18 protein-coding genes, 2 tRNA genes and 1 pseudogene are annotated in these 17959 nt (G+C 63.7%); 9 read left to right on the forward strand and 12 right to left on the reverse strand.

The window, feature by feature from the left end; all coding sequences use genetic code 11:
• From ACLQI9_RS14725 to ACLQI9_RS14735, 3 genes are all read right to left on the reverse strand, one after another.
• The coding region (locus ACLQI9_RS14725; protein ID WP_442391822.1) for an adenylate/guanylate cyclase domain-containing protein at positions 1–817 on the reverse strand (817 nt) is incomplete at its 3' end.
• Between the two features lie 131 nt (positions 818–948).
• Complete coding sequence (locus ACLQI9_RS14730) at positions 949–1875, reverse strand: hypothetical protein (RefSeq protein ID WP_442391823.1); 927 nt, start codon at positions 1873–1875, stop codon at positions 949–951.
• Entirely contained in the window at positions 1833–3626 is a 1794-nt protein-coding gene (locus ACLQI9_RS14735; protein WP_442391824.1) for an adenylate/guanylate cyclase domain-containing protein, read from the reverse strand. The genes ACLQI9_RS14730 and ACLQI9_RS14735 overlap by 43 nt, the downstream gene beginning before the upstream one ends.
• A 73-nt stretch (positions 3627–3699) precedes the next feature.
• On the opposite strand from ACLQI9_RS14735, the pseudogene ACLQI9_RS14740 reads away from it, so the two are divergent.
• Positions 3700–3870: pseudogene (locus tag ACLQI9_RS14740) on the forward strand (helix-turn-helix domain-containing protein); the annotation flags it as partial.
• A gap of 124 nt (positions 3871–3994) precedes the next feature.
• Here ACLQI9_RS14740 and istB read toward each other — a convergent pair.
• A complete protein-coding gene (gene istB, locus ACLQI9_RS14745) occupies positions 3995–4750 on the reverse strand; it encodes an IS21-like element helper ATPase IstB (protein ID WP_324437575.1) in 756 nt (251 codons plus the stop codon).
• 61 nt (positions 4751–4811) lie between these two features.
• The gene (gene istA, locus ACLQI9_RS14750) at positions 4812–6347 is read right to left on the reverse strand and encodes an IS21 family transposase (protein WP_442378504.1); all 1536 of its coding nucleotides are present in this window, start codon (positions 6345–6347) and stop codon (positions 4812–4814) included.
• Positions 6348–6853: 506 nt separating this feature from the next.
• Between istA and ACLQI9_RS14755 the strand changes: the two genes are divergently transcribed.
• Positions 6854–7087, forward strand: a complete 234-nt coding sequence (locus ACLQI9_RS14755) for a hypothetical protein (RefSeq protein WP_442391825.1) — start codon at positions 6854–6856, stop codon at positions 7085–7087.
• Between the two features lie 163 nt (positions 7088–7250).
• On the opposite strand, the gene ACLQI9_RS14760 is transcribed toward ACLQI9_RS14755, so the two are convergent.
• Positions 7251–7326: transfer RNA gene (locus ACLQI9_RS14760), tRNA-Lys, on the reverse strand.
• A gap of 176 nt (positions 7327–7502) precedes the next feature.
• Between ACLQI9_RS14760 and ACLQI9_RS14765 the strand changes: the two genes are divergently transcribed.
• Entirely contained in the window at positions 7503–8702 is a 1200-nt protein-coding gene (locus ACLQI9_RS14765) for a L,D-transpeptidase (RefSeq protein WP_442391826.1), read from the forward strand.
• A gap of 4 nt (positions 8703–8706) precedes the next feature.
• Here the strand turns inward: ACLQI9_RS14765 and ACLQI9_RS14770 are convergent, their stop codons facing one another.
• Together ACLQI9_RS14770 and ACLQI9_RS14775 are read right to left on the reverse strand one after the other, a co-directional pair.
• The gene (locus ACLQI9_RS14770; protein WP_442378508.1) at positions 8707–10836 is read right to left on the reverse strand and encodes a serine/threonine-protein kinase; all 2130 of its coding nucleotides are present in this window, start codon (positions 10834–10836) and stop codon (positions 8707–8709) included.
• 59 nt (positions 10837–10895) lie between these two features.
• A complete protein-coding gene (locus ACLQI9_RS14775) occupies positions 10896–11753 on the reverse strand; it encodes a LysR family transcriptional regulator (RefSeq protein WP_442378515.1) in 858 nt (285 codons plus the stop codon).
• Here ACLQI9_RS14775 and ACLQI9_RS14780 point away from each other — a divergent pair.
• On the forward strand, positions 11637–11924 hold the full coding sequence (locus ACLQI9_RS14780) for a hypothetical protein (RefSeq protein ID WP_442378516.1): 288 nt from the start codon (positions 11637–11639) through the stop codon (positions 11922–11924). The two genes, ACLQI9_RS14775 and ACLQI9_RS14780, sit on opposite strands and share 117 nt — an antisense overlap.
• Positions 11908–12789 carry an isocitrate lyase/PEP mutase family protein gene (locus ACLQI9_RS14785; RefSeq protein ID WP_442378509.1) on the forward strand — a complete coding sequence of 294 codons (882 nt, stop codon included), beginning with the start codon at positions 11908–11910 and terminating at the stop codon, positions 12787–12789. The genes ACLQI9_RS14780 and ACLQI9_RS14785 overlap by 17 nt, the downstream gene beginning before the upstream one ends.
• Before the next feature lie 28 nt (positions 12790–12817).
• Here the strand turns inward: ACLQI9_RS14785 and ACLQI9_RS14790 are convergent, their stop codons facing one another.
• From ACLQI9_RS14790 to ACLQI9_RS14800, 3 genes are all read right to left on the reverse strand, one after another.
• A complete protein-coding gene (locus tag ACLQI9_RS14790) occupies positions 12818–13249 on the reverse strand; it encodes a hypothetical protein (protein ID WP_442378510.1) in 432 nt (143 codons plus the stop codon).
• A gap of 115 nt (positions 13250–13364) precedes the next feature.
• Positions 13365–13673, reverse strand: a complete 309-nt coding sequence (locus tag ACLQI9_RS14795; protein WP_442378511.1) for a hypothetical protein — start codon at positions 13671–13673, stop codon at positions 13365–13367.
• Positions 13674–13905: 232 nt separating this feature from the next.
• Complete coding sequence (locus ACLQI9_RS14800; RefSeq protein WP_442378512.1) at positions 13906–14766, reverse strand: hypothetical protein; 861 nt, start codon at positions 14764–14766, stop codon at positions 13906–13908.
• Positions 14767–15185: 419 nt separating this feature from the next.
• On the opposite strand from ACLQI9_RS14800, the gene ACLQI9_RS14805 reads away from it, so the two are divergent.
• The 4 genes from ACLQI9_RS14805 to ACLQI9_RS14820 all read left to right on the forward strand — a co-directional run bounded on the left by ACLQI9_RS14805 (position 15186) and on the right by ACLQI9_RS14820 (position 17785).
• A complete protein-coding gene (locus ACLQI9_RS14805) occupies positions 15186–15368 on the forward strand; it encodes a YegP family protein (protein WP_442378513.1) in 183 nt (60 codons plus the stop codon).
• Positions 15369–15601: 233 nt separating this feature from the next.
• Positions 15602–16780 carry a site-specific integrase gene (locus ACLQI9_RS14810; protein ID WP_442378514.1) on the forward strand — a complete coding sequence of 393 codons (1179 nt, stop codon included), beginning with the start codon at positions 15602–15604 and terminating at the stop codon, positions 16778–16780.
• Positions 16781–16859: 79 nt separating this feature from the next.
• Positions 16860–17024, forward strand: a complete 165-nt coding sequence (locus tag ACLQI9_RS14815; protein WP_442391827.1) for a hypothetical protein — start codon at positions 16860–16862, stop codon at positions 17022–17024.
• Positions 17021–17785 carry an SDR family oxidoreductase gene (locus ACLQI9_RS14820; RefSeq protein ID WP_442391828.1) on the forward strand — a complete coding sequence of 255 codons (765 nt, stop codon included), beginning with the start codon at positions 17021–17023 and terminating at the stop codon, positions 17783–17785. Before ACLQI9_RS14815 ends, ACLQI9_RS14820 begins: the two co-directional genes overlap by 4 nt.
• Before the next feature lie 20 nt (positions 17786–17805).
• Here ACLQI9_RS14820 and ACLQI9_RS14825 read toward each other — a convergent pair.
• Positions 17806–17868, reverse strand: a tRNA-Ser gene (locus ACLQI9_RS14825).
• Positions 17869–17959 lie beyond the last annotated feature (91 nt).

Raw genomic sequence — 17959 nt, forward strand, 5'->3', positions numbered from 1 at the left:
GCACCAGACGGCTCTTGCCGATGCCGGGTGGCCCCACCACCTCAACCACAGCACCGTGGCCATCGATGGCACGCTCCAACAGGACCTCGACAGCGGCCATCTCCCTCCGCCGACCGACCAGATTCGACTCAGCGCGCCCGACAGCGCGATGCCGTTCCGACACGCCTAACAACCGCTGGACGCACACCGGTTGATGGGTGCCCTTGATGCGCGCCATCTCCGGCTCCCCGAGCACCGCCGCGCCCTCGACCAGCCGCGCCGTGGATTCGCTGAGTAGCACCCCACCCGGCGGTGCCACCGACTCCATCCGCTGAGCCATGCCGACTTGCTCACCGACGGCGGTGTAACCCAAAGCACCAGAACCGATCTCACCGGCGATCACCTGACCGGAGTTAAGTCCCACGCGCAACCGCGGGTCGATACCGTCTCGTTTTTTGACCTCAGCGGCGAGCCGGGTCGTCTCTTGTTGGATGCCCAGTGCCGCAAGACAGGCACGAACGGCGTGGTCCTCCAAAGCAACTGGCGCACCGAACACCGCCATGATCCCGTCGCCGGTGAACTTGTCCACCGTGCCGCCATAGCGCTTCACGACCGCCGTTGTGATGTTGACAAGTTCTGCCATGATCTCGCGCAACCGCTCCGCACCGACGGCAGAGGCGATGTCCATCGAGTGGACAACGTCGGCGAACAGAACCGTGACCTGCTTGTACTCCGCCCGGGTATCGCCGTCTTTGACTGGGGAGCCACAGCCGTGACAAAACCGGGCGTTCTCTAGAGGCTTAGTGCCACACGTCCGGCACGCTGCTATGGCTGTCATCCGACCCTCCGCCGACCCCGGACCCCAGCGTTTGCAGGGGTCCTCAAAGGATAGGCGGTTGGACACCCCACGAGGAGCCCTCGGCATTCAGGGTGATTCCGACACAGAGTTTTGCGAGCCTCGTATGTCGTCTATTTCGAGACTGCTTCCAGTTCTGCTCGGGCCCGGACGATCTGGTCGTAGGCGTACCTCGCCATGGCGGCGGTGGTCATCGTTTCACCCTTGCCGGCGAGCGATTCGTAGGTCTGGTCGCCGAGGATCTCGCGTAGGTGGGTGATCGCGGCGCTGAACTCTGGGATCCAGGATGTGGTGAGGGTACCGAACACGAAACCGGCGATGGTTGCCGCCGGTTCTTTGAGTCCGAGTCGGTCCAATAGGGCGGCGAGCACCGCTAGGGGGATACGGATGACGGTGGTGTTGCCGGAGTCGCGGTAGTTGCGGATCGCCAGAGTGAGGTGGTCAAGCGCGGCTAACGGGTCGCCGTATCGGGCCTCGAGTCGGCCCAAGACGTTGGCGAGGTTGGATTCGTCGTAGCGGTTACCGCTGTCGTGAGCGGTCACCAGGCCCCGGCGCATGGCATCACGTGCGCGGGGTGGATCAGCGTCACAGTGCGCGAGGCCGTAGATGAGCAGCGTGAAAGAAAGTACGTGGGGGTTGCGGGTGGCCTCGGCGGCCTCGATCAGGCCCTTGGCGGCGGCCATCGCGGCGTCATGGGATCCCGCCATCGTCTTCGCGATCACTAGCGCTGCCCTGGTCAATACGTGAGCGTCTCGATTGCTTGCAAGCTCGGCACCGCACCACTCGACACTCCGGTCGGGCTGGCCGATCTGGGTGAAAACGCCGCCAAGCCAGGCCTCGAAACCCCGTGGCACCCCGCCGCGGCTCCTGGCGAAGGCCACCTGGCCGGCTTCGCTGTATCGGACGGCCTCGTCGATGCGTCCGACGATCCAGCACTGCGTTGCCATAGCGTAGAGGGACGCGAGGCGGGGATGGTCGACGGCGCTGGCCGGCTCGATCAGCTCTTCAGCCCAGGTGATCGGCTCGTAATTTTCGACCATATAGCCGAGCAACCCCGCGTAGGTGGCGATAGGGGCGGCGACGTCGAGGTCGCCGTCGTCGGCGGCCCACCGGAAGGCGGTGCGCAGGTTCGCCAACTCCACGGTGAACCAGGCATAGGCCTGCTGCTGTCGGGGGCTGTCCCACAGCGCCAGGATGTCGGCATGCGGCCGGCATAGTAGCGGGCATGCGCTGTACGCGCCTCGGTCGCCTCACCGCTGGCGGCGAGTTGCTCCTGGGCGAACTGGCGGATCGTCTCCAACATCGAGAACCGGGTCCGCCCCGATGACCGATCGGCGACCAGCAGCGACTTACGCACCAGAGCACCAAGCAGATCCAGGATGGCGTACTCGTCGACATCATCGGATCCGGCGACCGCGCAGGCGCTTTGGAGGTCGAATCCGCCCGCGAACACCGAACAGCGCTCCAGCAGCGTCTTCTCCGCGTCGTCGAGCAGGTCGTAGGACCATGCCACCGCGTGGCGCAGCGTCTGGTGGCGTTCCAGGCCGCGGCGCGACCCGACCAGCAGCCGGAACCGCTGATCGAGACGGCCGCGCACCTCACTGGCGGTCATGGCCGCCATCCGCGAGGCCGCCAACTCGATGGCCAGCGGGATCCCGTCGAGTCTGCGGCAGATCTCCACCACCGCGGCCGCCTCGCCAGCGTCGCCTACCGTGAAGCGCGGCGACACGTGCTGCGCCCGTTCGACGAACAGGGCCACGGCGGCTGAGTCGACGCCTGCGCCGACGTCTAGCGAGGGCACCGGCCACAGCCGCTCGTCGGCGATTCCGAGTCCTTCACGGCTGGTGGCCACAATCTTGGTCGTGGCCGAGGCGGCGAGGATGGCCTCGATCAGATCGGCGGCGGCGTCGAGCACGTGTTCGCAGTTGTCGAGCACCAGCAGCCGCGATCGGCCCTCCAACGCGGAGGCCACCGACTCGGTCACTGTCTTGCCCGGTTGCTGGGTGATGCCCAACACCGCGGCCACCGCCTCAGGCACCGCCGCCGGATCGGCGACCGCGGCCAGCTCGAAAAACCATACGCCGTCGGGAAACTCATCGCCGAGCCGCGCCGCGACTTCGGTTGCCAGACGGGTCTTGCCGACCCCGCCCACCCCGGTCAACGTCACCAACCGATGAGCCTTCACCGCGGCTTGCACCTCGCCGGCCTCAGACTCACGCCCAATGAAGCTGGTGACCGCAGCCCGCAGGTTCCCCGGACTCGCATCCAGCGCCCGCAGGGCCGGGAACTCCGTGCGTAGGCCTTCTGCTCGGACCTGGAACACCCCGATTGGGGTCGGCAGATCCCGCAAACGCCGCGGCCCCAAATCCACCAGATCCACCCCACCGAGCAGCACCGCCGTCGACTCGGCCAACAGGATCTGACCGCCATGCCCGGCGGCCATCACCCGCGCAGCACGATTCAGCACCGCACCGAAGTAGTCCGCACCCCGCAGCTCGGCTTCACCGGTCGCCAGCCCCATCCGCACCGGCAACTCCAGCTGCAGCTGCGCGGCCACCGCGGAATCGACGGCGGATTTGGGCGATGAGAATGCCGCGCAAACGCCGTCCCCGGTGTGCTTGAACAACCAGCCCCCGTGCGCCTCGATCACCGTGCGCAACACCTCGTCATGGGCGACCAGAGCTGCCCGCATCGCTTGCGAGTCGGCTTCCCACCGACGGGTCGAACCCTCAACGTCGGTGAACAGGAACGTCACCACCCCCGAAGGAGCAGCGGCCGCAGGAGCGGACACCCCTGCAGAATGTCACAACAGACACGCTCCCACCTCACACATCGACGGAATCCGGCTAGACACCCAGGTGCCTAAGGCACGCGGACAACGCAGGCGACCCAAGGCACTCGACAAATCAAAAGTCGGGTTGGTATGGCGCACGCACGCCGGCGGTGAGTCGGCGAGCACGATTGCCACGACGCTAGGCGTGAGCCGTGCCACCGTGTACCGGGTGCTAACCGAACAGCCAGAGTCAACTAATTAGTTGAGCATCGGCCTGACACGGGAAGCGGATGTCCACGGTCGCGTAATTCCCCAGGGGTAGCCGTCACGTAATTCCCCAGGTTCGGGTGCTGCTGTGGTGAGGGTAGCGAAGCGCGGGGTGGGTGTCAGGTGGCGGCGGTGCCGGGTCGTTTCCGGGGCCGGTAGGACGGGCCGTCCATGAGTACTTGGTGGCTGGTGTTGATCAGGCGGTCGAGCAGTGATTCGGCGACGACGGGGTTGGGGAACAGTGGGTACCAGTCCTTGGGTGCCCGGTTGCTGGTCAGGATGAGCGGTTTGGCGGCGATGGCGCGGTCGGAGACCAGGTCGTAGAGGTCGTCGCTTTGGGTCGGGGTGTGTTCGCGCATGGCGAAGTCGTCGACGATGAGGACCAGGGGGCGGGTGTATTCACGCAGGCGTTGGCCGATGGTGCGATCAGCGTGTCCACCGGCGAGGTCGGCGAGCATGCGGGAGCATTTGACGAAGCGGATATCACCGCCACGTCGGGCCACTTGATGTCCAAGTGCTTGTGCCACATGGGTTTTCCCGACGCCGACGGGTCCGTAGAGGATCACCGACTCCCCGGCCTCGAGCCAGCGCAGCGCGGAGAGGTCGCGCAGCATCGCGGCGGGCAGTTTCGGGCTGACGGTGAAGTCGAAGTCCTCGAAGGTGGAGTGTTGTTCGAAGCGGGCGCGGCGCACTCGCCGCGCCAGGGCGGCTGTTTCGCGGCGGGCAATCTCGTCTTCGCAGAGCACCTGCAGGAATTCGAGGTGGCCGAGCTTCCCGTCGCGGGTTTGGGCGAGGCGGGCATCGAGGGTGTCGAGCATGCCGGTGAGTTTGAGGGTCTTGAGTGCGGCGCGCAGGCTGGGATCGTGAATGGTCATGGCAAGGTCCGTTTCGTTGATGTGGTTGCAGCAGAATGCGTTCGGTGAATCGTGGTGACGGTCAGGCGGTGAGGTCGGTGTCGAACGCGTCGGGGCCGCGCAGGATCGCCGGTGGTGTCGAGGCGGGTGCGGGTGGGTCGTCGCCGTGTTCGGTGCCGGCGACCAAGATGCCCTTGACGGTGCGGTAGTTCGGATCCCCGACCTGTAGTGCTCTGGCGCAGGCGGCATCGAGGCGGGTATCGCCGTATGTCTCCCGGAGACGGATGATTCCCTGGATGGCGCGCAGGCGGTGGATGGCGTTCACCTGCGAGAGGTCGGCGACGATCGCGACCGTGCCGGGCCCGATCTGCTCGGCCTGGGTTCGACACCAGCTCACGCTGCGCAGCGTGTGGGCGATCTTGTGCGGCGGGTAGTGCTCGAAGTTCGTCGAGCGTCCCGACAGATGCAACACGTGGGTCGCCACGACGGTGTCGTCGTGGAAGATCTGCACGACGTCACCGACGGTGCGCACGGTGACCTGTTGGCCGATGAGTCGCCACGGCACCGAGTACAACGCTTTCCCGGACTTGACGTGACAGTCCGGGGCGACGCGCCCGAGGCTGTAGACGACGGATTCAAACGCTCTGGGCGGCAACGGCATCAGCGCACCGGCCTCGATCGCGGTGAACACCGATGCCGGGGTCTGACCATCCAGGCCGCGGTGCTTGTGAACTCCGTAGACCTCGGTGGCCCACCGGATGGCGGCGCTCTGCATCTGGGCCAGGGAGGCGAACTCGCGGCCGGCGAAGAACGAGTCCCGAATGTAGGGCATCGGCCGCTCGATCCGCGGTTTGTCCTTCGGTTTGCGGGCCCGCGCCGGGTCGATCAGGGCGCCGTAAAAGTTGGCGAGTTCACCGTAGGCCAGGTTCATCTGCGGGTCATACAGATCCGGGCGCGTCACCCCGGTCTTGAGGTTGTCGCACACCAACCGCGCCGGGACACCTCCGAAGAACTCGAACGCCGCCACATGCGAAGCGTTCCAGGATGTTTGGTCCATCCGTAGTACCGGTTGAACGAACAAGGCCCGTGAGCACGACAGGACCATCGCGAACACCCACACTGCAACACGGCGGCCAGATGCCGGGTCCCACCACATGCCGAGCTTGCCGTAATCGATCTGGGCCTCGCTCCCGGGTTCGACCGCACCCCTGGGCACCGTGACCTTGCCTTCGAGACGCTCCTCAGCGAAAGCGGTTGCAATGTAACGCCGTACCGTCGATTCCGACACCGCGACACCGTGGTCGTCACGAAGCCGCTGCGCGATGGTCGCCACCGTTACCGGCACCTTCAGCTGATCGGTGATCCACTGGTGATGGGCTCCGATCAGTGGCCAGCTCAGCGCCCGCGCCGCCGGGTCCACCAGCTCAGGGAACCAGCGTCCTATCCGTGCCCGCCACAACTCTTCGTCGAACTCGCCCGGGTTCGGTTGCAGACCCTCGGCCAGCGCCGGGGCCAAATACTTGCGGATCGTCTTGCGGTCGATGTTGAGTGCTTCATTGATCTGCACCTGGGATCGGCCGGCGTTCCAGTGCCGGAACATCTCCACGAAGTCAGTCACGTTCCACGATCTCCTCGCCAACTCAGGCCCCTTCCAGGACCCCTGGCGGGGCACCTGAACGGAGCGAACCTGAGCAGCACCCCAACCCCCGCCGGACACGCCCCAGGGGTGGGGAATTACGTGACGGAAGGTGGGGAATTACGTGACGGACAACCCCTCAGAACTGGGGAATTACGTGACCGCTGACAAGCGGAGCGTTGGGGCAACTTCGCGAATCTCTCGTCGTGTCCGCAGTCCAGGCGCACTCTTTGCCGTGAGCCTACTCATCACCGCACCCTGTAGGGATCGACGGCTCGCCGCCATTGGCGGTAGCCATCGTACTTGGGATGGTTATACATCGAGTTAGTTCCGTCTCCCCAGGTTTCGAGATACCAGCGCACGAAGTTTTCGGCGTCTTGTCTAGTCTCGCCCTGCTCTAGGGCATACTGCTCGGCGTCCCGCACGTGTTGCTCGGCAGCCACTTGGCGTTGCGACTTCAGCTCAGCTTGCCAGGATTCCCACGCTCGTTGGACTGGAAGTTGGTCTTGGTGCTCCACCACCCACTCGGCAAAGCGAGCGGATTGAACGATGTCACCACACTGTTCCAGTGCGAACTCTTGGCGACTGCAGTAACCCTTTACCAGATCCTCCATCCGCAGGCACCGACGCCACCGCAGATCGTCGAGATCTTCAACCAGACCTACAACGTGGTGAACCAGACCACCGTGGTCAATCCGCCTCCGGCAGCCGGGGCGGGCTAGCGTCAGTTGTCGGTAGTGATGATGATCTGCTTGAACCTCGGGTTACCGTGAAACCCTGTTGGACGTCTTCGAAATGCTCATCGAACAAGCCCAGAGTTACAAGGGCTGACGCCGTTGGCTACAGCTTTGGCTGCAGTAAGGATTACCTAAATACGCTCTGACCTGGTGCGCCGTCAGGGTTTCGAACCCCGGACCCGCTGATTAAGAGTCAGCTGCTCTACCAACTGAGCTAACGGCGCCTGAATCCTGCTGGACTGCGGTTGCGACAATAACAGCCATTCCGTCGGCTTACGAAATCGCCGAGACCGAGATTGACCGCTGGTCACTGCTAACAGTCGTCTACCGCCTAGAATACTCGCCAGTAACGCAAGGTTGCGGGTCGCGAGGGGGAGCAAGGTACGTGGCAGGCCGCTTGATGACGCGTCAGCGCTTGTGCCGCCGATGGGTGGCCGCGCTGATGGTCCTGCTTGCCGTTTTCGGCGCGGGGGCCTGCAGCAGCGGCGGCGGCAACCCGCCGCCGAAGGCCATCATGGACAAGGCCACGCCGTTCGGTGACCTTCTCGTGCCGAAGGTCAGCGCTTCGGTCACCGACGGCGCCGTGGGCGTCGCGGTGGACAGGCCGGTGACGGTGACCGCTGACGACGGCGTGCTGGCGTCAGTCGAGATGGTCAACGAAAACGGGCGCTCGCTGGGCGGCCAGCTCAGCCCCGACGGCGTGCGCTGGTCGACCAGCGAGCCGCTGGGCTACAACAGGAGCTACACGCTGACCGCCAAAGCGCGTGGGCTGGGCGGGGTGGCCACCGGCGAAATAACGTTCCAGACCCATTCGCCGCAGAACTTGGCGATGCCCTATGCCATGCCGCACGACGGCGAGGTGGTGGGCGTCGGCGAGCCGGTCGCGATCCGGTTCGACGAGAACATCGCTGACCGGGCTGCGGCCGAAAAGGCCATGGTGGTGACCACGGACCCGCCCGTCGACGGTGCGTTCTACTGGCTGAACAACCGTGAAGTGCGTTGGCGCCCTGAGCATTTCTGGAAGCCAGGCACCACGGTGAACGTCGCTGTCAACACCTACGGCGTCGATCTGGGTGACGGAGTTTTCGGCGAGGACAACCTACACACCCACTTCACCATCGGTGACGAGGTCATCGCGACCGCCGACGACACCACCAAGATGGTGACTGTCCGGGTCAACGGCGAGGTCGTCAAGACGATGCCGACGTCGATGGGCAAGGACAGCACCCCGACCGCCAGCGGCACCTACATCCTCGGTGAGCGGTTCGCGCACATGATCATGGATTCGTCGACTTACGGCGTACCGGTCAACTCGCCCAACGGATATCGCACCGAGGTGAATTTCGCCACCCAGATGTCCTACAGCGGTGTCTTCGTGCATTCGGCGCCGTGGTCGGTGGGCGCTCAGGGCCACACCAACACCAGCCACGGCTGCCTCAATGTCAGTCCCAGTAACGCGCAATGGTTCTTCGACCACACCAAGCGCGGCGACATCGTGCAAGTGCTCAACACCGTCGGCCCACCACTGTCGGGCACCGAAGGCCTTGGCGACTGGAACATTCCGTGGGATCAGTGGCGCGCCGGCAACGCCAAGGCGTGAGGCGTCACCTACCTGCACGGGGCGGCGTTGACGCCGGCGCGGTCGGAGCCGCGAACAACGCCGGGTCGGCCACGATGACGCTTGGCGCGACATCTCCCGTGCGTGTCGCGACAAACGGCGTCCGGTACACCGTTCCTTGATTGCCGCATTCGTTGCTGAGAATGGTGCCGATCTCGGTGCCTCGAAGCGTGCCGTCGGGCTGTGACTCCAGTGACCAAAGGCGCGTCTCGTCGTCGGTGAGCGGCTTGTTTGTTCCGTCGCACTGCATTGGTGCCTGAAGGTCGGTCGTGCCCTGCCAATGACCGTCGACAAAATGGAAAACATTTGTCGTGCCGGTGCCCTCTTGCTGGTTGGATTCGGCCAACTCGGACCCCGCGGCCGCGCATCCGGCTGGCGTACACACCGAACGAAAAGCCCACCACTGGGAGACGGCAGCGCCGAGGCCGGTCACCGTGCCGTTGATCGTCTGATTCTGCAGATCGAAGTCCACGCGGTAGGTGCCGTCGAGGACGGGACCCGCGACGTGTGGTGGGGCGGTGCTGGTCGACGGGGCGATGCTGACTGTCGCCGGATCGGCGACCGTGACTCCGATCGGCACGTCGCCGACGCGGGTCGCCACCACCGGGGCCACGGCAACCTGTCCCTGAAGGCCGCATTCGTTGGTGAGCGCGGTGCCGGTCTTCACGCCGCGAAGCGTGCCGTCGGGCTGTGGCTCCAACGACCAGGTCAGCATGACGGTATTCGCGCCTGCGACGACTTGACCGTTGGGTCCGAGGCAGCGCGGCTGGTCGAGTTGGCGCTGAACGGGCGCGGATTGCCAGTGGCCCTCGACGAAACGGTAACTGGCTGACTGGGCCGGGGTGCGCGCCACTCGGGGATTTTTGGTATCGAGTTGCGTAGCGGTGGCAACGCATTCCGTGGATCTACACGACGAGCGAAAGGCCCACCAACTGGTGTTGTCGGCGGTGTGAATGGCATACGGGGCACCGTTGATCGTTTGCTTCTCATAGTCGTAGTCGAAGCGATATGTGCCGTCGAGTACTGCGGCAGGTGGGGCCGGCACGCTGGCCGGCGGGGCAGGGGCAGTGTTCTTCGTTGGCCGCATCACGAAACCAACCACGCCGATCGCGGTGACCAACACCGCCGCGATCGCCGCTCCGAGAAGAATCCGGGATCGTCTGCGTCGCTTGGCTATCCCGGCGGACGGCACGCGCACCGCGACTTGAGTCTCGCGCTCCGCGACCGGCGCGGCGACCGTAATACCGGTCTCGGTGAGGTGATCATCGTCGACGTCCACGCCGGCGCGATGGGTGAGGGCAGCGGCGAGGTCGCTGCATCGTTCGAACCGGTCGGCGGGGTCCTTGGCCAACCCTCGCGACAACACCTCATCGAGGGTCGTCAACTCCGGACGCCGATCGCTCAGCTTTGGTAGTGGTGCCGTCAGATGTTGGCTGATGACGGCCACCGGATTGGAATGCTGATACGGCGGCACACCCGTGAGAAGGTGAAACGCGGTGGCCGCCAACGCGTACTGATCGGCGCGCCCATCGATGCCTGAACCCATCAACTGCTCGGGTGCGGCGTAGGTGAGTGTGCCCACCGTGAAATTGGTCGCGGTGAGCCCACTGATGTCACCGATTGGTCGCGCAATGCCGAAGTCGGCCAACAGGATCCGCCGCTTGCCGTCCTGAGGATCGGTGACCAAGATGTTCGCGGGCTTGACATCGCGGTGCAACAGGCCCTGCTGGTGGGCGTAGTCGAGTGCGGCAGCGACAGCGGTGACGATGGCGCACACGTCCTGTATCGGCATCCCGGCCGGGTAGCGTTCTTTGACAAGCTGTGCGGCGTCGGTGCCGTCGACGTAGTCCATCGCGATCCAGAGCTGACCATCGAACTCGCCGCGATCGTGCACCGCGACGACGTTCGGGTGCCATAGCGCGGCGGCGAGGTCGGCTTCCCGCTGAAACCTCTCGCGGTAGTCGCTGTCCGCTGTTATCGCCTCGGACAGGATTTTTAGCGCATCGCGGCGCGGCAGCCTTGGATGCTGAGCAAGATAGACCTCGGCCATCCCGCCAGAACCCAGCGGCCGCAGGATGGTGTACCCGTCAAAGGTCGTCCCAGCCGCTAGCGACATGCGCGGATGGTACCGCCGCTGTAATCAGCTGTCAGTTCCGGCACTCGGCTCGCTACTATTCACCCGCCGCGGAGCACCTTTGCTCCCGATGTGGTGAGGAAAGTGATGAAACGTCGCGCGGCTGGAGCGACGCGACGGCCCCGCTGCCACACGGCGCCGACGTGCCGACGTGCCGCGGGGTCACGGAGATTGATCTCGACAAGTGCTGGGTCGTCGTAAGTTGCGCGCGGTAACACCGCAACACCCAAGCCGGCCCTCACCAGCCCGCGCAACGTTTCATGCTCTTCGCCCTCGAAGGCAAGATTGGGGATGAAACCTGCCCGCTCGCACAACGCATCAAAAACCTGACGCAAGCCGTGCTCGGGAGTCAGCCCAACAAACGTTTCATCGGACGCTTCCCGCAAGCCAACCGATGCCCGGCTAGCAAAGCGATGATCGGCGGCAACAATGAGGCAGAGCCGTTCTTCAGCCAGCACAACCGATTCCAGGCGACCGTCGGCGGCTGGCATTGGCGCGACGATGACCACATCCAGGGCACCTCGCCGCAGCTGGTCGAGCACCGCAGGCGCGCCTCCCTGCTTGAGGGTGAACGAAATATCGGGATGTGCGGCGAGAAATGCATCGAGCAGTCGAGGTACGTCACGGGGCCCGCTGCTATGGACGAAACCGAGCGCGACACGGCCTCGCTCAGGATCGATAATTTCCTGGAGATCTTCTCGGGCAGTGCGTAACTGAATCAACGCCTCTTGTGCCGCGGGCAAAAACGCCCGGCCAGCTGCGGTCGCTACGATTCCGCGCCCGTGTCGCTGCACCAGCGGTGCGCCGATGGCGACGCCGAGCCGGCGCATGACAACGCTGACCGTCGGCTGCGGTACTCCCAGCCGTTCGGCGGCGCGACGGACATGCTGCTCCTCCAAAACAGCCACGGCGATGGCGAGCTCAGGGCTGATCAACTGCAACCATTCACTATCTTGATCAATCACCTCAAGAAGTTTATTGGACTAATCGATATCGCGTGCGGGATCGTTGTGTCAACTCACGAGAACACTTGGAAGAAAGGACTTAACAGCCATGAATACCGACGCTAAGAACTCGTTCCGGGTGATGCTGCAAAGTGGTCAGTTCATTTTCGCCCCAGGCGTTTTCGACCTGGTCTCGGCGAAGATTGCCGATCGCACCAGTGCGCAGGCGATCTACATGACAGGCTACGGAGTCGTCGCCTCCTACCTGGGCCAACCTGACGCAGGCTTGGCCACCTACACCGACATGGTCAACCGTGCCGAAGCGATCGCCGACGCGATCGACAAGCCGCTGATCGCTGACGGCGACACCGGCTATGGCGGTCTGCTCAACGTTGCCCACACCGTGCGGGGCTACGAAAAGGCCGGCGTTGCGGTGATCCAGATCGAAGACCAACACTTTCCCAAGAAGTGCGGCCACACACCCGACCGCCGCGTGGTTTCCATCCAGGAAATGGTCAACAAGATCAAAGTCGCTTCAGATGCCCGCTCGTCCGCGGATTTTCTGATTTTGGCCCGCACCGACGCCCTGACATCGCATGGTCTCGACGAGGCACTGCGACGTGGGGAAGCCTACGCGGAGGCCGGCGCGGACATGCTGTTCATCGAGGCGCCAGAGTCCAAAGAACAGATGCGCAAGATCGGCGCTGCGTTCGACGTCCCCGTCTTGTCCAACCAACTGCATGGTGGCGTTACGCCGATCCTGCCGCCCTCAGAGCTGCGGGGGATGGGGTTCTCGGTGGCGATCTATCCCACCGCAGGGCTGTTCGCCGCAAGTCGAGCCCTGGCCAGCGTCTACCGATCATTGGCGCAGGGGGAGCCGGTCGCGGATCCGCTCTACGCCTTCGATGACTTCGTGGACTTGATCGGCTTCCCCGAAGTGTGGGACTTCGAGAAGAAGTACGCGGAGTTTCTGATTGAAGACCAGATCTAACAACCAAATTCAGGCGAAAGGCCACTATCTACCCGACGCCGCCCTTGTACATCCTGACGATGTGATCGGTAATCCAGTCGGCGTCAATGATGGACAGCTCTTCGCAGTTGCGTTTTCCGCAGATGCATCCGTAATCGGTTGGCCGGTGGTAACGGGCCAGCTTGCCGAATTGCTCCAGTATCTGGTCGCGCGACCTCAACGCCGCGAGCGTTTGCGCCTTGAAACGATCGGCGGCGTCTTGCGCGGTGTGGAGCTCGTCCACGGTGTTACCCCACCGGATGCGGACCTCATTCTCGTGATCTTGCGCCATCTTGACCGGGTCGCCCTGATGCTCGTCGCACATACGACACCGCCATTCGCGGATAAGCAGGTGTGCGTTGCGGACCGCCGTGGCAAGCCTTTCCGGCCATTCCAGCTCGCAACACTGGCACGCCACCGCGTGGGGTTTGGGTTGATCCATGTCGAGCTGCCTAGCTGGGTTGGGTTGTGACGAAACCAACGTCGCACACAGCACCGACAAAAGCCGGGTAGGCATGCCGAAGTCGGTCTTCGCCCTTAGCGAAACACTTGGTTAATCAGTGCCCGATGAATACCCACTGCTGAATACCCCCGTTCCACACCGGGACGTCCCCCGGCTGCCACGGCGGCGCTGGAGGGGGTGGCGGGATCCACTCCGGTGCGAACGGCGGCGCATACGCCGGTCGCGGTGTCCACCACTCCGGCACCGGCGGTGGCGGTTTGCATTCGTTGGTCCACACATTGCGCGACCAGTTCGGGTCGCATTGCGCCGAACTAATTCCCGGCGTCGCGACCGTCACCGCCGCGATCGGCACCAACGCGACCGCGACGACATCAGCGACCACACGGCAAACAAATCTCGTCATCGTAGGCCTCCCAAAGGACCCGTCCCTGACCTTAGCTTGCCTCGAGCTTATGCCCGGCCCAGTCACAAAGTCACCCGGTTGCCAGCCGAAAGCTTGGCCATTGTTTGGTAGGCGTGGGCAGACTCAAACATCTACCGGTGTCACTGCGAGCGGCCGATGCAATCGTTCCCTAGCTGCCGAGCCGGGCAGCGAAGGTTGCAAAGCTAACCCCCACAAGCGGATTCATTGCCTCCTAGAACGATGGCAGGATGTCGACCAAGAAGTTGGCGCCGGTAGCGGCGTCGGAAATGAAGCCGTCGCCGAAAATGGCCGCCAGGTCGAAATTGCCGACAGTGTCGCCGGTCATCCCGTAGCCGGCGTAGGCCAAGCTGTCGGTGCCCAACACGGACGCGATGTCGAAGTTCCCGGGGGCATCGTCGGGCGGATAGCCGCCCGCTTGGGCGTAGTCGAAAACGCTGCCCGTGTTGACGATGGAGGCAACGTCACCGTTGCCCTCGTTGGCGACGGCGTAGCTGATGTTGCCGACGATGGAGGCAAGGTCACCGTTGCCTTGGCCGGCGAAGGCGGCGTCGTCGTTACCGAAGACGTTGGCGGCGTCAAAGTTGCCGACATTGGCGAATACGCTGTTGTCGTCGTTGCCGAAGATGTTGACGGCGTTGAAGGTACCGTTAGCGACGCCTGCGGTGTTGTCGTCGCCGACAACGGTGACCGCGGCAAGGTTGCCGTCGAAGACGGTGGCGGAGCTGTTAGCGCCGTCGGCGAATGCGAAGTCGCCGGAGCCGGTGGTGCCGACTTGGGTGGGGGCGTCGGCGTCGGCGCTGGCGCCGTTGCCTATCGCGATCGCGATGTCCCCCATACCCGAGGTCGCGGTCGCGGTGTTGCCCGCTGTGGGGAACAAATCCATCCCGTCGATTGAGACCTGGTAATCCAGAGTTGATGACGACAACGCGGGGACTGACAGAGCACTCAGAAGGCTGTCGATTGACGACAGCCAGTCGGCGGACGAGTCGGCCGAGGCGGTCCCTGGCACTGCCGCTCCAATGCCTAACCCCACGGCCAGCATGCCCAGCCGAACGCTAACTCGAACGTTCATCTTGGGTCTTCCTTTCCCGACGGCGCAGCCCGAGGGTGCGGGTTTGGCATCGGCGCCGACCGCTCGAACACCGGCAGTGTAAGTCCAGACTTAACGCATCGTAAGATATTGCTGATAATTATTACGCGTGTCTAGTAGTGTCCGCCTAATTCAGATGTGAATTGATAGCTGCGATACGTCGCGCCCAAGATTTCGCGCCTACCGTCTATGGCTCCTAGCCCGCAAAACGCTCGAGGCGCGCGTTCAGTTTTGATAAATAGAATGACAGCCTCAATGATCCGGAACGGATTGCGACGTCGTCGCAGATACTTACGGAACGTTCGATGACCTCTCGATTTTCACACCGGATCGCGAGCGGCTGATGTGCCTGTACCAGGCGTCATTCGGTACGCGTACGCCTGGCTGTCCGCCTACGGGGCATGGCTGCAAAGTTTGAGATCTTCGAGGACAAGGGTGGTAAGTACCACTTCCATCTCAAGGCCCCCAACGGCGAGATCATCGTCGCCAGTCAGGCCTACGCGTCAAAGGCGAACGCCCACAAAGGTATCGACGCGATCAAGAAGCACGCTCCCGACGCCAAGGTGGACGACCGCAAGGAATAGCGACGCCGGGCTTTGCAGGGGGCTAAAAATGCCCTCTGACCTTTGGGGTGAGTGACGGGACTCGAACCCGCGACATTCAGGATCACAACCTGTATGCCTAATCATGCTATTTATCCAGATCAAACCCCATTTACAGACGGCAAACTTTCCGTCATGGAGTGGACAAAAGCCCCGGTAACCAGACACGACGCGACACCGTTGGGGTGCAACAAGGGTGCAGTAAGGTGTCGAGCATGACGACACGCAGACAGGCCGCCCGCCAGCGGCGAGCATGGGGAAAGCTCCGAACGCTACGCAGCGGGCGCATACAAGCCAGCTACGTCATGGCAGATGGGCGCAGGTACTACGCCCCACACACCTACACAACCAAAATGGACGCCGAGGGGTGGCTGGCGAATGAACGCAGGCTCATCGAACTTGGGGGATGGTCACCGCCGGAGAGTCGGGCGGCAGCCAAGGCAGTTGCAGGGATCACGGTTCACGAGTACGCCGAGAAATGGCTCACCCACCGTGATCTGACACCCAAGACGCATGCCCTCTACCGGGATCTGCTCAAGAGTCGGATTTACCCCGGCCTCGGTGACGAGATACTGGCAGCGGTGACCCCGGCGACGGTGCGCGCATGGTGGGTTGGGCTGGGCAAGAATACGCCGACGCGGAACACGCACGCCTACCAGCTCCTGCGGGCGATCTTCAACACGGCCCGCGAGGACAAGCTCGTCACCGAAAACCCGTGCCAGATAAAGACGGCCGGCAAGCCGCCTAAACCGCGGGATGTCCAGCCGCTGACCCCTGCCGAGTTGGTGAAGGTCGCCGAAGCCGCGCCGGAGACGTACCGGGCGGCAGTGCCCCTAGCGGCTTGGTGTGGTTTGCGGTTCGGAGAGCTGATTGAGCTTCGCAGGAAAGACGTTCATACGAGCGGTGAGCAGACGGTGCTCAAGATCCGCCGGGCTGCAACGGTTGTCGATGGCAAGCTTGTGGTGGGATCGCCGAAGACTGACGCCGGCATCCGCGACGTGACGGTACCCCCGCACGTTGCTGAGATTCTCCGGGCGCACATGGCGGCGCATACGAGCCGCGGGCCGGAGTCGTTCGTGTTTATGACGACGCGGGGCCGGCGGCTGTCCCAGACGGCGTTCACCAAGAGCGTCAAGAACGGGTTCGCCAGCGTGGGCAAGCCGGACATGCGCGTGCATGATCTGCGCCATGTTGGGGCGACACTTGCCGCTCAGGCCGGGGCCACCACCAAAGAGTTGATGCGCCGGATCGGGCACACTACCCCGGCGATGGCGATGCGCTATCAGATCGCGGCAGCGGAGCGCGACGCTGCGATTGCCGAAAGACTTTCGGAGATGGCCCGGTGCACAAGTGCCATCGGTGACATGAGGATCGTGGCCTCCAGCGGTCCGTAAAGCCACGAACCGGCCCCGGCTATGCAATGAATCAGCGCGCGGGCTTGCGCCCGCTCACCCGGTCACTACGCTCCCCACCATGTGCGACCCGGACACCCAAGCATCCTTCGATCGCGATCTGACCCAGGATGGGGCCGACGTGGGTTTCGCGGTCCTCGACCGGCTCAAAGCCGAAATGCTGCACCGCGTCGGCCTACCCGAATTACTCACCACGGCAACACAAGACAAAGGATTGAGCGCATGAAAATCACCGGCAACACCATTTTCATTCCGGGCTCGACGAGCGGGATCGGCCTGGCACTGGCTCTACGACTGCGCGGCAAAGGTAACACCGTCATCGTCGGAGGCCGCCGCACCGAACTGCTCCAGCAGATCGCCGCCGCGCATCCGGACATCGACACGGTGCAGATCGACACCGCCGACGCAGCGAGCGTGCACACGACCGCCAAGAACGTGCTGGCGCGCCATCCCGATCTCAACGTGGTCATCGCGATGGCCGGCGTCATGAAGATCGAAGACTGGCATCATCCCGAAACATTCCTGGATTCCGCCGAATCCGTCATCGCCACCAACGTGCTCGGGCCGATCCGCCTGATCGCGTCATTCGTCGAGCACCTGCAAAAGCAGCCTGACGCCACCATTGTCACCGTGTCCTCCGGCCTCGCCTTCGCACCGCTGAAAGTTACGCCGAGCTACAACGCGTCCAAGGCCGCCATCCACATGCTCACCGAGTCACTGCGCCTACAACTGGCCGACACCACGGTCAGGCTCAAGGAACTCGAACCGCCGTCGGTAGCCACCGATCTACTCCCCGGACAACGAGAAAGCAGCTTTGCGATGCCGCTTGATGAGTTCATCGACGAGGTCATGCAGGTACTGGAGACCGACCCTGACGGCAACGAGATCCAAGTAGAGCGCGTCAAATTCCTGCGCTACGGCGAGGCCCGCGGCGACTACGACCAGGTGGTGGCCGCGCTCAACGCCGCCGACCCGCACAGCAACTAAAACGAGTTTCGCTCGGGTGACGCCGATGACGGGAATCGAACCCGCGTATTCAGCTTGGGAAGCTATTTCTAGCGCCGAACGGCTGTTTGAAAGTGCATGGTCGGGGCGCCGTCCGCGAACTCAGACGCCGTCTGCACCTGCGTTGTCGGTTCGTCCGGCACACGCTCACGGTTC

The organism is Mycobacterium sp. (genome assembly GCF_052143115.1).
Lineage (GTDB): Bacteria > Actinomycetota > Actinomycetes > Mycobacteriales > Mycobacteriaceae > Mycobacterium.

Bases quoted from the DNA above. Each gene is read 5' to 3' on its own strand.
- ACLQI9_RS14800 (WP_442378512.1), bottom strand. From the start codon at position 14,766: ATGAACGTTCGAGTTAGCGTTCGGCTGGGCATGCTGGCCGTGGGGTTA.
- ACLQI9_RS14790 (WP_442378510.1), bottom strand. From the start codon at position 13,249: ATGGATCAACCCAAACCCCACGCGGTGGCGTGCCAGTGTTGCGAGCTG.
- ACLQI9_RS14805 (WP_442378513.1), top strand. From the start codon at position 15,186: ATGGCTGCAAAGTTTGAGATCTTCGAGGACAAGGGTGGTAAGTACCAC.
- ACLQI9_RS14795 (WP_442378511.1), bottom strand. From the start codon at position 13,673: ATGACGAGATTTGTTTGCCGTGTGGTCGCTGATGTCGTCGCGGTCGCG.
- ACLQI9_RS14730 (WP_442391823.1), bottom strand. From the start codon at position 1,875: ATGGTCGAAAATTACGAGCCGATCACCTGGGCTGAAGAGCTGATCGAG.
- ACLQI9_RS14785 (WP_442378509.1), top strand. From the start codon at position 11,908: ATGAATACCGACGCTAAGAACTCGTTCCGGGTGATGCTGCAAAGTGGT.
- ACLQI9_RS14810 (WP_442378514.1), top strand. From the start codon at position 15,602: ATGACGACACGCAGACAGGCCGCCCGCCAGCGGCGAGCATGGGGAAAG.
- ACLQI9_RS14765 (WP_442391826.1), top strand. From the start codon at position 7,503: ATGACGCGTCAGCGCTTGTGCCGCCGATGGGTGGCCGCGCTGATGGTC.
- ACLQI9_RS14815 (WP_442391827.1), top strand. From the start codon at position 16,860: ATGTGCGACCCGGACACCCAAGCATCCTTCGATCGCGATCTGACCCAG.
- ACLQI9_RS14770 (WP_442378508.1), bottom strand. From the start codon at position 10,836: ATGTCGCTAGCGGCTGGGACGACCTTTGACGGGTACACCATCCTGCGG.
- ACLQI9_RS14820 (WP_442391828.1), top strand. From the start codon at position 17,021: ATGAAAATCACCGGCAACACCATTTTCATTCCGGGCTCGACGAGCGGG.
- istB (WP_324437575.1), bottom strand. From the start codon at position 4,750: ATGACCATTCACGATCCCAGCCTGCGCGCCGCACTCAAGACCCTCAAA.